Origin of the sequence: Pseudomonas sp. M5 (genome assembly GCF_016907075.1) — a bacterium.
In the GTDB taxonomy this organism is placed as follows: Bacteria; Pseudomonadota; Gammaproteobacteria; order Pseudomonadales; family Pseudomonadaceae; genus Aquipseudomonas; species Aquipseudomonas putida_E.
The window spans coordinates 632,192-645,657 of the sequence record NZ_JAFBBH010000001.1 but is presented as its reverse complement, the minus strand read 5'-3'; the positions used below and the strand labels follow the sequence as shown (position 1 = coordinate 645,657).

12 protein-coding genes are annotated in these 13,466 nt (G+C 63.6%); 7 read left to right on the top strand and 5 right to left on the bottom strand.

The features are described 5' to 3' along the window. The first annotated feature begins 12 nt into the window (after positions 1 to 12). Both JOE27_RS03025 and JOE27_RS03020 read left to right on the top strand, forming a co-directional pair. The gene (locus tag JOE27_RS03025) at positions 13 to 669 is read left to right on the top strand and encodes a DUF2589 domain-containing protein (protein ID WP_115275032.1); all 657 of its coding nucleotides are present in this window, start codon (positions 13 to 15) and stop codon (positions 667 to 669) included. Between the two features lie 73 nt (positions 670 to 742). After that, positions 743 to 1,300: a DUF2589 domain-containing protein gene (locus JOE27_RS03020; protein ID WP_115275033.1), complete on the top strand. Its 558-nt coding sequence runs from the start codon at positions 743 to 745 to the stop codon at positions 1,298 to 1,300. Positions 1,301 to 1,310: 10 nt separating this feature from the next. Here the strand turns inward: JOE27_RS03020 and JOE27_RS03015 are convergent, their stop codons facing one another. From JOE27_RS03015 to JOE27_RS03005, 3 genes are read right to left on the bottom strand one after another with little or no spacing between them, the layout of a single operon-like run. After that, on the bottom strand, positions 1,311 to 4,985 hold the full coding sequence (locus JOE27_RS03015) for a translocation/assembly module TamB domain-containing protein (RefSeq protein ID WP_204917829.1): 3,675 nt from the start codon (positions 4,983 to 4,985) through the stop codon (positions 1,311 to 1,313). Further along, a complete protein-coding gene (locus JOE27_RS03010) occupies positions 4,982 to 6,724 on the bottom strand; it encodes an autotransporter assembly complex family protein (protein WP_204920608.1) in 1,743 nt (580 codons plus the stop codon). Before JOE27_RS03010 ends, JOE27_RS03015 begins: the two co-directional genes overlap by 4 nt. 51 nt (positions 6,725 to 6,775) lie before the next feature. Further along, positions 6,776 to 7,426, bottom strand: a complete 651-nt coding sequence (locus JOE27_RS03005; protein WP_119688933.1) for a GNAT family N-acetyltransferase — start codon at positions 7,424 to 7,426, stop codon at positions 6,776 to 6,778. A gap of 163 nt (positions 7,427 to 7,589) precedes the next feature. On the opposite strand from JOE27_RS03005, the gene xthA reads away from it, so the two are divergent. Next, positions 7,590 to 8,402, top strand: a complete 813-nt coding sequence (gene xthA, locus JOE27_RS03000) for an exodeoxyribonuclease III (protein WP_115275035.1) — start codon at positions 7,590 to 7,592, stop codon at positions 8,400 to 8,402. Positions 8,403 to 8,561: 159 nt separating this feature from the next. Here the strand turns inward: xthA and JOE27_RS02995 are convergent, their stop codons facing one another. Together JOE27_RS02995 and JOE27_RS02990 are read right to left on the bottom strand one after the other, a co-directional pair. Beyond that, positions 8,562 to 9,314 carry an anti-sigma factor gene (locus tag JOE27_RS02995; protein ID WP_046785442.1) on the bottom strand — a complete coding sequence of 251 codons (753 nt, stop codon included), beginning with the start codon at positions 9,312 to 9,314 and terminating at the stop codon, positions 8,562 to 8,564. Then, on the bottom strand, positions 9,311 to 9,832 hold the full coding sequence (locus JOE27_RS02990; RefSeq protein ID WP_046785443.1) for a sigma-70 family RNA polymerase sigma factor: 522 nt from the start codon (positions 9,830 to 9,832) through the stop codon (positions 9,311 to 9,313). The genes JOE27_RS02995 and JOE27_RS02990 overlap by 4 nt, the downstream gene beginning before the upstream one ends. A 129-nt stretch (positions 9,833 to 9,961) precedes the next feature. Here JOE27_RS02990 and JOE27_RS02985 point away from each other — a divergent pair, with 129 nt between their 5' ends. The 4 genes from JOE27_RS02985 to JOE27_RS02970 all read left to right on the top strand — a co-directional run bounded on the left by JOE27_RS02985 (position 9,962) and on the right by JOE27_RS02970 (position 13,447). Continuing rightward, positions 9,962 to 11,008: a catalase family peroxidase gene (locus JOE27_RS02985; protein ID WP_115275563.1), complete on the top strand. Its 1,047-nt coding sequence runs from the start codon at positions 9,962 to 9,964 to the stop codon at positions 11,006 to 11,008. Further along, complete coding sequence (locus JOE27_RS02980) at positions 11,005 to 11,538, top strand: cytochrome b/b6 domain-containing protein (protein ID WP_115275036.1); 534 nt, start codon at positions 11,005 to 11,007, stop codon at positions 11,536 to 11,538. The genes JOE27_RS02985 and JOE27_RS02980 overlap by 4 nt, the downstream gene beginning before the upstream one ends. 84 nt (positions 11,539 to 11,622) lie before the next feature. Beyond that, a complete protein-coding gene (locus JOE27_RS02975) occupies positions 11,623 to 12,825 on the top strand; it encodes an MFS transporter (RefSeq protein ID WP_115275037.1) in 1,203 nt (400 codons plus the stop codon). A gap of 76 nt (positions 12,826 to 12,901) precedes the next feature. Beyond that, a complete protein-coding gene (locus tag JOE27_RS02970) occupies positions 12,902 to 13,447 on the top strand; it encodes a cupin domain-containing protein (protein ID WP_012314247.1) in 546 nt (181 codons plus the stop codon). Positions 13,448 to 13,466 lie beyond the last annotated feature (19 nt).

Below are 13,466 nucleotides of genomic sequence, written 5' to 3'. Positions count from 1 at the left end.
GAGAATCCAGCAATGTCCCTAGACAACAGCCTTATCGGATCGGTCATCAACGCCTTGCCCATGGACCGTATGATCGCCGGGCCGCTACAAGCCATGGTTCAGGCTCAGGTCACTGCGAGCAAATCCTATGCGGACTTCCTCATGCAGGTCTGCGTACAGGATGGCAAAGCGGTTGCCATCCAGTTCGACTATGACGAGACCATCGTCAACGAACAGGGCGAATACAAAGGCGTCGTCAGCAAGTCCATGAAGGTCCCGCTGCTGGCGGCCATTACCCACCCGAACATTGTCATTGAAGAAGGCAAGGTCGAGTTCGAACTGACCATCAGCCAAGCGGCCGAGGATTTCAGTGAGTCCAGCAAAGGTGGTGACATGGCCGCCTCGCTGGGCTGGGGCCCTTTCAAGCTGGACATGAAGGGCAGTATCAGCCACAAGTCCACGCAGACCCGCAAGTCCGATACCCGTGCCCGCTATGCATTCAACACCACCTTGCGCCGCCAGGATCCACCAGAGGCGGTGATGAGGGTCATCGATTTCCTCACCGATGCTGCCACCAAACCGACGGTGGTACCCAACTCGACCCTGATAAGCACGGATGCGATTTCCGATGCTGACGTACTGAAGGACGATACAGCGAGCACCGCCTCTGCAGGTGCCACCACTCCCTGATCCTTCGCCCTGTCTCAAAATGTCCGCCTCGCTGAACACAGCGGGGCTCCCCGTGTACCAAGGAGACAAGTGAGTGGACAACCACCCTGCCCCCATGACCGCGATTGACCTGCGGGATATCACCCGTGGCCTGCAGGAAGCCGCTGCGGCAACCAATAGCCTGATTGCCCAGCAGTACATCAATCTGTTCGATCACTTTTTCGACATCGATCCGCAGGCGCTCGGGGCTCCTATGAAAGCCAAGATGGTCGAGGTCGCCATGGACGACAAGCATGTGATACGCGTGCCGTTGTTCGCCCTGGTTTCACCCAAGGGGCTGGCTCTGGAGCGCATGCAGGTCGACCTCTCTGTGCGGGTCAATGGCACGGAGGCGCTGCGTGCGATGCAGGCGAATGAGGAGGCCGGCGGCGCTGCGGCCTTCAAGGTCACCATTGGCGCCCAGGGCCGCCAGGGGGAAACGCGAGACCCGGACGAGGTACAGATCCGCATGCAGTTTCAAGCCAGCGAGCCACCCGAGGCGCTCAACCGGCTGATCGAGGAATATACCAAGCTGATCAACCCCACCCGCAAGCCGCCCACTGCGCCTGCCCCTGAAACCAATGAGTTCATCGAGGCCGCCACCGTGCGGTGATGGCGCCCCTTCAGAAGTCGCGCTTGTAGAAAATATCCAGCGAACTGGCCAGGCCACTCGCCGCCTCAAGGTAGACCTTCTTGCTCAGCTTGTAGCGCAACGCAATGGTATTGGCCGGCTCGAACACCCCTACCCCATATCGCAAGCTCAGTTTCTCGGTCAGGTTACCGCTAGCCACCACACTGGTGGAGTTGCCCGAGCCCTCAGTGTCCAACTGGAAATCGTCAATACCCAGGCTTGACGCGAGGCTGCCGGTGATTCCTGCGCTGCCAGCCAGGCCCAGGCCCAGGGCCGCCTCGGCAAGCATGTTGTTGTCCTCGCCCGAAGTGCCCAGCGGTCGGCCCAGCACCAGGTAGGACAGCGCCTGTTCCTGGCTCATCGCCGGCTCCGAAAACACCTTGGTAGTAGGCTGCTCGGCACTGCCGCTCAGGCGAATACCGGCGATCACGTCATCAACCTGCCGAATGGCTTCGATGTCCAGGTAGGGCTGGTCGATGGGCCCGGCGAACAGCAAGCGCGCACGGCGAATGGTCAGGCGCTGACCGTAGGCGCGATAGCGTCCGTCAGCCAGGCTCAACTCACCACGGGTGTCCATGTTGTCGCCGATGTGTACATGGCCGAGCAAGTTGGCGGTAAGCCCAAAACCGCTGAACGACAGTTTGTCTTGCCCAACCTCTACATCAATGTCCATGGCCATCGCCATGGGCGTTTTGCCTTCCTCGGTCTGGTGGCCGACGATGACGGTGTCGTCCGATACTTTCACGGTCGATGGCGGCAGTTCGCGCACCGTGATCTTGCCTTTGGGCACCAGCACCTTGCCGGTCACCGCCAGTTTGTCGTCGATCAGGCGCAGGCTCAGGTCCGGCGCAACCTCAAGTGTTGCGTAGGGTTCGACGGTAACCGGCAACTGCTGGCCCTGCAGGCGCAGGTTCATGCCCAGGGCCTGGCCCCAGGTCAGGTCTCCGCTCAGCCGGCCACGGCCCGCCTCGCCACTGCGCCAACCACCGTTGAGCTGAACCTGCTCGCCAGCGATCAAGGCCTGCAGCGACAGGTCCTGCAAACTGACGGGCAGCTCAGCACCACTGACCTCGCCACCCCTGAGCATCAGGTTGCCGTTGACCTTTGGCGCCAGCAAGGTGCCGGACAATCGGCCACTGCCATTCAATTGGCCTGCCAGGCGCTCGACCATCGGTACGAAAGGCCGGGCAACCGACAGGTCCAGACCGGCGAGGCGGAAGTCACCCGACAGCGGCTTGTCTTTCCCCAGCGGGTCGAGACGGGCGTTCAGGCTCAACTCGCCGAGGCGCTCGCCACGGAAATTCAGCCGTGTATCGATGCGGCGAGGCGCCAGGGTGCTGTCCAGGCGCAGCGCCTGGTAAGGGAAATCGATCCAGCGCCCATTGTCCCGCACCCTCAGGGTGCCGCCACTGGCATCGATACGCACGACACCCTTGGGGCCGCTGGCTGGAATGTCCAGATTGACGTCAGCATTGAGCAGCCCCTGCCAGGCGAAATCCTTCGGCAGCCATTGGGCCAGGCTGTCCAGCGGGAACTGTTTGAGGTGATAACGCAGGCGTGGCTCTGGTGCCAGGCGTTGATCCTCGCCACACAGGCTGGCCTGACCGGAGCGCCAGCAGTGGGCACCGAAGTCCAGTTGGCCGCTGGCCAGGCGCTGCAGGCGGGCCGGCGCCTGCAACTGCCAGTCCTGGCCACCGGCCTGGACTCTGCCGCTGGCCAGCCGGCCACGCCAATCCCCCTTGTTCAACTGGCCGTCGAGCCCCAGGTCAAGCTTCAACTGCGGGCCATCGAGACCCAGGGTCAGGGCTTGCTGGCGGATATCGCCCTTGCCGTTGGCCTGCAAGGTGCCCAACGCCGTATCGCCCAGGCGAATACCATTGGCCTTGAGGTTGATCACGCCACGCTGGGCGTTGTCCAGGCGTGCATTGAGGTCAAGCCGCTGGATACGGTTCTGCTCCTGCGCCAACTGCTGGCCTTGCAGGGTGAGGGTACCCTGGGGAGCGCTCAGCGTGCCGCTGACATCCAGCCGCCCGTTTGCCTGGCCTCGCAGCCCGGGCCACAGTTGCCCTAGCCGGGGCAGGTCGAGGTCGACACGCCCGGCCAGGCGCTGCTGCAGGCTGCCACTGCCGTTGATGCGGTTGTCACCCAACTGCACGGCCAGCGCACCGAGGGTCCAGTTCTGCCCGGCGCCTTCGGCCTGTACCTTGAGCATCGCAGGCTGGCCGCGCAGGCGGCCCTTTAGATCAAGCTGGGCATCGAGGGTGAGCTGCTCACCCTTCATTTCACCTTTGCTGCGCAACGGACCGGCCAGGGTACCGGGCAGTTCGGCGAGCCAGTAGGCGGGGTCGAGTGCCGACAACTGCAGGTCGACATCCCAGGCCAGGGTATCGGCAAAGCGCACCGCGACACTGCCGGCTGCCTTGCCTTGCCCGGCGGTCAGGGCCAATTGCGGCAGGCGCACCTGGCCAAGGTCACCCTCGAAAGGGCTGGCCAACGTAAAGGCTCCGGCTGGGCCGTCGAGGTCGCCATTGAAAGTACCCTGGTAACTGCCATCGCGGTATTGCACCTGCGCGTTGAAGCGCTTGAGCGTGACATCTGGCGGCGCGTCCAACGGGTACAGACGTAGCCACGGGAAATCCTGCCAGTCGAGCTGAGCATCGGCCACCAGGCCTTGCTGCCAGTCGGCGCTGGCCTGCAGCTTCACGTGCTGAGCGTCGCTGGCAGAAAGGTCCAACGCCTGAACGTTCGCCCCTTTGGCATCTACCTTGCCCTTGAGCAGCAGGGCGATCGGTGCCTGTTCTGCCGGCAGGCTGGCGCTACCAGACAACTGATAACCTTTGAGCAAATCGCCCTCGGCGTCGAGCTTGAGCTGATTGAGCTGCAGCGTGTCCGGCAGCGTTTGCGCGGGTTTGAAGGCATCGGAGCGCAGCTGCAACCTGGCTGGCAAGTGCTCGGCCAGTGCCTGCAACTCACCGGTCAGACGCGCGTTGAGATAACCGCTGCTGGTCGCATCCAGTTCAAGGGTTTTCTGCAACTCGCCTTTGGCGGTCAGTGCCAGTTGCCAGGCCTGCCCTTGCACCGCAGGCAGGTGCACCTGCCCCTGCAGTTGCACCGGCCAGTCACCCTCGGGTTGCAGATCGCCCTGCACATTCAATTGCAGGTCATCGCGCTGCAGTTGCAGGCTGTCGATCTGCAGCCCTGTGGCAGTCCAGTGCGCCGCCAGGTGAAGATCGCCGAGCAGGTCGCTACCATCGAGGCGCACCTGACTAACCTTGACGTCACCCAGCTCGATGGCCACCGGCAGCCGCAAAATCGGTAACTGCAGCGGCCCGCTGTCGGCAGGTTGCTCGCTCGGTGCGAACACCATGTCGATACGCTGGGCATGCAGTTGATCGATGCACAGCGTTGCCCGCAATAAACAGCCAGGTGTCCAGTTCAGCAGCGGAGCCAGCACTTCGACGCGGTTGCCGCCGTCAGCCCAGGTCAATTGGCTCGCCTGCCACCTGCCCGCAAGGCGCCCTTGAAAGTTATCGACCTGCAGGCCTGGCACGCGCCCAAGTACCCAACGGCTGCCGCCTTCGGTACCAAGTATCGCTGCCAGCGCCAGAACAACCAGTAACACACTGCCAAGCAGGCCCAGCAAAATGAATTTGAACACACGCATCACAGCTCAGGCCCCATGGAGAAGTGCAGGCGGATACCACCGTCGTCATCAAGGGCCTTGGCCAGGTCAAGGCGCAATGGCCCGACCGGCGAAACCCAGCGCACGCCGATACCGACCCCGGTCTTGAGGCTCGGCAGCTCCAGCGTGTTGAACGAATTGCCCTGGTCGACGAATGTCGCCACACGCCACTTCTCGGTCAGCGAATACTGGTATTCGACGCTGCCTGCCACCAAGTAGCGGCCACCGATACGGTCGCCGTCGCTGTTCTTTGGCGACAGCGTCTGATAGTCGTAGCCGCGCACGCTCTGGTCACCACCGGCGAAGAAACGCAGCGATGGCGGGATGTTGTTCTTGTAACCGTTGGTGGCGCTGCCACCGAACTGCACCCTGCCGAGCAAGCGGTGGTTGTGCCCGAGCGTGGTCAGGCCCTTGAGCAGCACGTTGCCATGCAACAGGTTGGTGTCGGACACCAGCCCTTCCTTGGCCACCTGGGTATCGAACTGCAGGCGGTAGCCATTGTGCGGGTCGATGCGGTTGTCGCTGCGCAGGTAGGAGAAACTTACGCCCGGCATAAGCAGGTTGCTCAGGCCCGAATCGTCGCCAAGGCGATACTCTTCACGCTGGTACTTGAGCGAGATCACCCGTTGCCAGCCACTGGGCAGCTTGCTGTGCCATTCCGGCCCCACGGTCAGCAGCTTGCTGAGTGTGTCTGTACCGGCGATCTCTTCATTCTGATAGCCGCCAGCGAAACGCAACTTGTCGGTCAGGGGCGGGTCAAGGGGCACGTCGTACCACAGCCCCACGTTTTGCCGGGGGGCTGAAAGTTCTGTTTCCCAGCCGTAGCTGTGACCTTGGGGGTTGACCCAGTGGAGTGTCCAATTGGCTTTGCCGCGCGGCCCGACATCCGTCGAGTAACCCAGGCCCAGGCCTATTGTCCGCGGTTTGCGGGTATCGAGGCGCACGTCCACGGGGATTTGCTCAGCCACTGCGGCAGTGGGCGCAGCATCGACCCGCACACCCTCGAAATAGCCGCTGGACTGCAGGTCGTTGTTCAGCTCAGCGATCAGTTCGGAGTCGTATGGCGTGCCCGGTTCGAACGAGACCATGCGCTGCAGCAGTTCTTCGTCCAGCGGCGTGTCGCCACTGAACCTGACCGCACCCAAGCGATAGCGTGGGCCGCTCTGATACACCAGTTCGATATCGGCCACCCCGGCCTGCGGGTCGACGGCAAGGCGCTGGCGGCTGAAATGCCCACTGAAGAAGCCGTAGCGCGACGCCTGGTTCTGGATCAACCGTTTGGCGTCCTCGTACAGCCCATGGTTGAGTTGCTCACCGGCGCGCAGGGCTTTGCTGTCGGGTACGCGAAACGCTTTCATCTCGCTGGCAGGCCCTTCGATGCGCACGGTTACGTTGCGCAAGCGCACAGGCTCACCCGGGTCGATATGAAGGATCAGCTTCGCCGGTTGGTCGGCCTTGGCAGGCGGCCTGACCTCGCTATCGATCTGCGCCTGATAGTAGCCAAGCGCTTGCGCCGCTTTTCGCGCCTGCTCCTGCGCCCCGCGGCTGAAGCGCAAAAGCGCCTCTTCATCGCGGTCACCCAGGGTACCTATGTAGCCTTCGACATTGGCTTTGAGCGCTTTGTTGGCAGGGTTTACCTGCACAAGCAATTCGCTCTGCCCCCATGCTGTGAAACTGGCGGCCCAGAAAACCAGGCCCCAAGTCAGTCTTCCTGAATACGTCATGCGGCGCATGCTACCAGAGCCAGGCGCTCAAGGGAGCCGCCTGGCGGGCTTTCATGCTGTCGGGGGAATTGAAGATACCGGACAGGGATGAAAAAACACTCTTTCTCGGATTGGCCCTACAGCCACCTCGCCAATCTCCTCATACCCCTGGCGCTCATAGAACGGGAGGTAATGCTCGTTGCCCGAATCCAGCACCACGCCTTGTGTGTTGGGGTCTTCTGCGCACCAGTCGTGCACGGCCTGTAACAATTGTTCGCCATAGTGCTGACCGCGAAATGCTGGGTGCACACCCAGGAGCGGCAACATGTGGACCTGTTCTGTCGGCAGGCAACCGACCAGCGCCGCCTGATAATCCATGTAGCGTCGGGTGCAGCGTTGCCCGGTGCCCAGCAGCATGCGCAGGCGCCAGGCCCAACTGTCGGCCACGCCCAACCGGCGCTGCGGCGGTACGATCAGCGCCAACGCTATCAGGCGGTCATCCAGCAACAGGCCAATGGCCGGCAACTGCAGGTAGAAATGCTGTCGTACCCACTCGCGCACCATCACGCGCAAGCGTCGTTCATAGCCAGGGCGCTGGGCCTCGAAGATGTAGGCAAAGGTGGGCTCTTTCAGGTAGGCGTTGTACAGCAGTGAGCGTGCCTCACGGCTGTAGCCATCATCGAGTGTGCAGATGCGAGCCTGGGCGGCAGTGGCTTCGGGCATTGCGGGCAGTCCTCCTGGAATGGGCATACAGTGCCTTGGAGGAGCCCCACGGCGCATCGTTCCCCCCTTGAGTGCACGTTAGCAGCGCCTTCGCGAAGCCGCCACGCTGGTGATCAGGGACGATGTCGGCTAGCATCCGGCCTTTTACCGGGATTGTCTTTCCATGAAGATCGTCTGTTTCAACATCAATGGCCTGCGGGCCCGCCCGCACCAGCTGGCGGCGCTGATCGAAAAGCACCAGCCGGACGTGATCGGCCTGCAGGAAACCAAGGTCAGCGACGATCAGTTCCCCTTGGCCGACGTTCAGGCCCTGGGCTACCACGTGCACTACCATGGCCAGAAAGGCCACTACGGCGTCGCCCTGCTCTCGCGCCAGGCGCCGCTGAGCCTGTTCAAAGGCTTTGCCACAGACGAAGAAGACGCCCAGCGCCGTTTCATCTGGGGCACGTTCGCTGATGCCAATGGCACGCCGATCACCATCATGAATGGTTACTTCCCGCAGGGCGAAAGCCGCGACCACCCCACCAAGTTTCCGGCCAAGCAGCGTTTCTACAGCGACCTGCAGGCGTTGCTGGAGGGGCAGTTCAAGCAGGACCAACCGGTGCTGGTAATGGGCGACATGAACATCTCGCCCCAGGACTGCGACATCGGTATCGGTCCGGACAACGCCAAACGCTGGCTGAGGACAGGCAAATGCAGCTTCCTCCCCGAGGAACGCGAGTGGATGGAGCGCCTCAAGGGCTGGGGGCTGGTGGACAGTTTCCGCCACCTGCATCCAGAAGTAACGGACCGCTTCAGTTGGTTCGACTACCGCAGCCGCGGCTTCGAGGACGAGCCCAAGCGTGGCCTGCGCATCGACCTGATCATGGCTTCGCAGCACCTGGTGCCGCGGATCAAGGCCGCAGGTGTGGACTATGAGCTGCGCGCAATGGAAAAACCCTCGGACCACGCGCCGATCTGGCTTGAATTGAGCTGACAGGCTCCGGCGCCTTCACGAGTGAGGCAGCCCAACGCTTGTCGTGTGAACCGGCTCGCAGCGATGCAGGCACTGCGGTGCATGGCACCGGCTTTGCCGGTGATCGCCGGCAAGCCGGCCCCCACAGCGGACGCGTCGCGACGGGGGGGCTGACCGACACTAAAGGCCCAACCGCAAGGCCTCCCCCACACCCGCCCCGCGCACATCATCCGCCGCACTGACCAAGGCAAAGTTATAGGCCCCATGCGACCAATACCTCGCCTCCAGCTGGCCATCGACACGCTGCCCTTGCGGCATGCGCTCGAAACGCTCCCCAGGTGAGCGCAGGAACAGGCTGATGCGCTGCCCTTGGCGGTCCTGGAACACCAGCAACGCCGCTGGCCCTTGCTCATTGCTCAACAATCGTGCGCCCACAGGCTGGAACCCGTAGCCGGTGAGGTCAGGCAGCTGCCCCACCCTGCTGAAATGCCTGCCCAGCCAGTCGCGCAGTTGCGTCGGGTCACTGGCCTGAATATCCAGCGCCTCACTGCCGGCGAACAAGCGATGCGCCTGAACGGCATCAGCCATGGGCAACTCGTTCCCTGCCAGCGTGACCTGCCGGGCCTGCCAACCACCCACCCCGCCTATGCCCAGTGCCAGCAGCAAAACCGCAGCCGAAGCCAGGCGGCGTTGGCGCCGTTGACGCACACGCCGCTGCAACTGGCCCCGATCCAACTGCGCCGCCCTAGGTTGATCGCCAAACCCGGCCAGGGCCGTGCGCAAGCGTCGAGCATCGTTGCGCCAGGCCTCGATACGTGCAGCTTGCTCAGGGTTGGCCGTCAGCCAGGCCTGCACCTCGGCACGCCGCGTCGGCTCGAGTCGATCGTCAACATAGGCATGCAGTTCGTCTTCGCTGGGTATCAGGCGCGTCATTTCAGTCTCCGCAAGGCCGGGGGCTGGGGGTTGCCCTCAGTCAGTTCACGCAAGGCGGCACGGGCACGTGACAGGCGCGACATCACTGTGCCGATGGGGATGCCCAGTGCCTGGGCCGCCTCCTTGTAGCTCAGCCCTTCGACACTCACCAACAGCAACAAGGCACGCTGTTCGGTCGATAGCCGGGCAAAGGCCTGCAGGTCGGCCTGGGCCAGAACGATGCTCTCGATGTTACCGCCGAGCGCTTCGCTTTCCTGCTCCGCGCGGCCGAACCACGATAGCCAGCGGTTATGCAGGCGCTCACGGCGTTTACCGTCGAGAAACAGCCGGTAAAGAATGGTGAACAACCAGGCACGCAGCGCATCGGCATCACGTTGCTGGCTGCTGCGGCTGAGGGCACGTTCTACAGTGCCCTGCACCAGGTCGTCGGCGCTGCCCGGTTCGCGGCTCAGCCACAAGGCAAAGCGGCGCAGGCGCTGCAGCAACTCGCGCCACTGCTGTTCGTCCAGGTCGTGCATGGCAAGGTACCGGCTCGGGGGTTGTCAGTGTAGGGGGCAGACGCGCCGCCACAAAATTTATTCCCATCGATGGAATAAATAGTTCCCTGCCCCGTCGTACCGGCATCTTCACTGAACCGGATGAACACCATGAACTCACCCTTGCACGGCCCGGACAAGGCCCTGCGCCTGGCCGGCATTGGCGCCGTGATGCTGGCTTTGGGCGCAGGCTTTGCCTACGCCGCAGGCTGGATCGGCGGGCCGCAGCTGACTCCGCAACGCATCATCGACACCTTCGAAGCCCAGGCCGGCCACTACCCGGGCTATCGCAAGAACCACGCGAAAGGCCTGTGCGTCAGCGGCTACTTCCAGCCCAGCGGCCAGGCCGCCACGCTGTCGACAGCACGCGCGTTCACCCAGGATCGGGTACCGGTAATCGGCCGCTTCGCCATCGGTGGCGCCAACCCGTTCGCCCCCGATACGGGCATACCGGTGCGCAGCCTGGCAATTGAGCTGAGCACCGACGACGGCCAAGTCTGGCGCACCGGGATGAACAACCCCCCTGTGCTGGCGATCAGCACACCACAAGGGTTTTACGACCAGGTGCTGGCCAACGCGCCAGACCCTGCCACCGGCAAGCCGGACCCGGCAAAGCAGCAGGCCTTCTTTGCCGCCCACCCGGAAAGCGCTGCCTTCCGCCAATGGGCCGCAAGCTACAAACCCAGCGACAGTTTCGCCAACACCCAGTACCACAGCATCAATGCCTTCCGCCTGATCGACGCCAGTGGCACTGCGCACCCGGTGCGTTGGCAGCTCGAGCCACAAACGCCTTTCGCTGCCCTGCCCGGCAAGGTCGACGACAAACAGTTCCTGCAGCATGACCTGCAGCAACGCCTGACCCAGGGGCCGTTGCGCTGGACCTTGCGGCTTGTACTGGCCAACCCCGGCGATGCACAGGACAACCCGGCCCAGCCCTGGCCCGCCGAACGGCGCAGCGTAGATGCCGGCACCCTGGTCATCGAACAGGTGGATGCACCGGAGCAAGGCGCTTGCCGTGACCTGAATTTCGACCCGTTGATCCTGCCCAGCGGCATCCAGCCTTCCAATGACCCGATTCTCGCTGCCCGTTCGGCGGCCTACTCGGAGTCCTTCAACCGCCGCAGCCGCGAATCCCTCGGCGCAGGAGCCCGCCCATGAAACCCGAAGCCTTCCACCCCCTTGCCCGCTTGGTGCATTGGCTGATGGCGATTCTGATCATCGCCATGCTGTTCATTGGCGTGAGCATGGTTGGCGACCTGTCGCTGCGCCACCCGGTGCTGGTAGAGTTGCACAAGGCCACGGGCCTGGCGCTGCTGCTTCTGGTGATCGTGCGTATCGGTCTGCGCCTGAGCCTTCCTCACCCCCCTCTGCCACAAGACCTGCCCCCGCTGCAGCGGCTCGCCGCAGGCGCATCGCACCTGTTGCTCTACGCGTTGATGCTGGCAATGCCGCTATTGGGCTGGGCCATGCTGTCGGCAGGCGGGTATCCGCGCCCGCTGCAACTGCCCGCGATCGCCCCGCACGACCTGCAACTGTACGCAATGTTGCGCCAGGCGCATGGCTGGGCCGGCTACCTGTTGTTCGCTACGGTACTGGTGCACCTGGGCGCGGCGCTGATGCATGCACTGGTGCGCCGGGACGGGGTATTGCGTAGCATGTGGCCAGGGCCGCTGCGCCGCAGTGACTGACGGCATGCGGTGCATGGGCTGGCCCGCAACGCTGAATGTCTCATCGATCTGCACGCCGTCTGTTCAACTGCCCTGGACTGCCCAATGAATGTCGCAAAGGACCCTGCCCCCTTGACCACCGCCAGTACACTGGACACGCGCCCGTTGCTGCTGGCCAACATGGCCTGCACCATGGCGATGATGGCATTCGTCGCCTTGATCGGGCCCATCGCCCGACTGCTCGGCATGGCCACCTGGCAAGCTGGCGCTGCGGTGACTGTGTCAGGTGTGGTCTGGGTGCTGCTGGCCCGCCCCTGGGGCCGCGCAGCCGACCGCCTGGGCCGCCGACGCATCCTGTTGCTGGGCAGTGCCGGCTTCACGGTGGCGTATTGGCTGCTGTGCCTGTTCGTCGAAGGCGCATTGCGCTGGCTGCCCGGGGCTACCTTGGCGTTCGTCGGCCTGATGCTCGCGCGCGGCTGCATCGGTGCCTTCTACGCGGCCATCCCGGTGGGCTGCAATGCGCTGATCGCCGATCATGTCGGGCCACAACAGCGCGCCCGTGCCATGGCATCGCTGGGTGCAGCGAATGCCGTGGGCCTGGTACTCGGGCCGGCGCTGGCGGCATTGCTGGCACGGTACAGCTTGAGCCTGCCCTTCCATGTGATGTCGCTGCTGCCTGCCAGCGCGTTTCTGGTCCTGCTGTTCAAACTCAAGCCACAACCCCTGGCCCATCGCCATGCGCCCAGCCCGGTGCACTTGAGCGACCCGCGCCTGCGCCGGCCGCTGCTGGTGGCATTCAGCGCGATGCTCAGCGTGACGGTGTCGCAGATCATCGTCGGCTTCTTCGCCCTTGACCGCCTGCAGCTGGGGCCGGCAGAGGCCGCCCAGGCTGCCGGCATCGCCCTGACCACCGTCGGGGTGGCACTGATCCTGTCACAAGTCATCCTGCGCCAGCTGGAATGGCCACCGCTGAAGATGATCCGCGTTGGCGCCAGCGTTTCGGCACTGGGCTTTGCCGCCGGTTCGCTGGCTACCAGCGCGCCGTGGCTGTGGGGGTGCTATTTTGTCGCTGCCGCCGGCATGGGCTTTGTCTTCCCGGCGTTCTCGGCACTCGCCGCCAATGCCATGCACGCTTCAGAACAGGGCGCCACCGCCGGCTCCATCGGCGCAGCTCAAGGTATGGGCGCGGTGATCGGCCCGCTGGCCGGGACACTGATCTACGCCCTCGACCCACGCCTGCCATTCCTGGTGGTGGCTGTGCTGTTGCTGCTGGTCGGGCTGTGGCCTATGCCGCGCTCACGCGCCTGACAAGCACAGCGCGCGAGCGTGCAGAGTGTGTTTTAATGCGCCCATTATTTTTAACACCTCTGATTACAAGGCGGCTATGGACACGGGGACACGACTCAAACTGGTGCGTGAACGCAACAACCTTTCCCAACGCGAACTGGCCCGCCGCAGCGGGCTCACCAACTCGACCATTTCGCAAATCGAGCAGAACCGCGTCAGCCCATCGGTAAGCTCCCTGAAAAAACTGCTCGAAGGCATCCCGATGACCTTGGCAGAGTTCTTCAGCTTCGACGAGCCGGTACGGGAAGAGCGCTTCGTGTTCCGCGCCAGCGAGCAGCCCGACCTGGGCCGCAATGGCCTGCGCATGCTGCTGGTCGGTGCCAGCGTCGAGGCACGGCAGATGCGCATGCTGCGTGAACTGTATGCACCGGGTGCCGATTCGGGTGAGCCGATCGTGCATGCCGAAGGCGAAGAATGCGGACTGGTCACACGGGGCACCGTGGAACTGTGGGTCGATGGCCAGGTCAGCGTTCTGAACTCCGGCGATGGTTACTACATCCCCACTACCCTGCCGCACAGCTTCAAGAACATTGGTCAGGACGAGGCGGAGATCATCAGCGCCAACACGCCGGCCAATTTCTGATTCAAGGCCCAATGGGCCG

Coding starts and splice junctions, on each gene's coding strand:
- JOE27_RS03025 (WP_115275032.1), top strand. CDS start 13: ATGTCCCTAGACAACAGCCTTATCGGATCGGTCATCAACGCCTTGCCC.
- JOE27_RS03010 (WP_204920608.1), bottom strand. CDS start 6,724: ATGACGTATTCAGGAAGACTGACTTGGGGCCTGGTTTTCTGGGCCGCC.
- JOE27_RS03005 (WP_119688933.1), bottom strand. CDS start 7,426: ATGCCCGAAGCCACTGCCGCCCAGGCTCGCATCTGCACACTCGATGAT.
- xthA (WP_115275035.1), top strand. CDS start 7,590: ATGAAGATCGTCTGTTTCAACATCAATGGCCTGCGGGCCCGCCCGCAC.
- JOE27_RS02995 (WP_046785442.1), bottom strand. CDS start 9,314: ATGACGCGCCTGATACCCAGCGAAGACGAACTGCATGCCTATGTTGAC.
- JOE27_RS02990 (WP_046785443.1), bottom strand. CDS start 9,832: ATGCACGACCTGGACGAACAGCAGTGGCGCGAGTTGCTGCAGCGCCTG.
- JOE27_RS02985 (WP_115275563.1), top strand. CDS start 9,962: ATGAACTCACCCTTGCACGGCCCGGACAAGGCCCTGCGCCTGGCCGGC.
- JOE27_RS02980 (WP_115275036.1), top strand. CDS start 11,005: ATGAAACCCGAAGCCTTCCACCCCCTTGCCCGCTTGGTGCATTGGCTG.
- JOE27_RS02975 (WP_115275037.1), top strand. CDS start 11,623: ATGAATGTCGCAAAGGACCCTGCCCCCTTGACCACCGCCAGTACACTG.
- JOE27_RS02970 (WP_012314247.1), top strand. CDS start 12,902: ATGGACACGGGGACACGACTCAAACTGGTGCGTGAACGCAACAACCTT.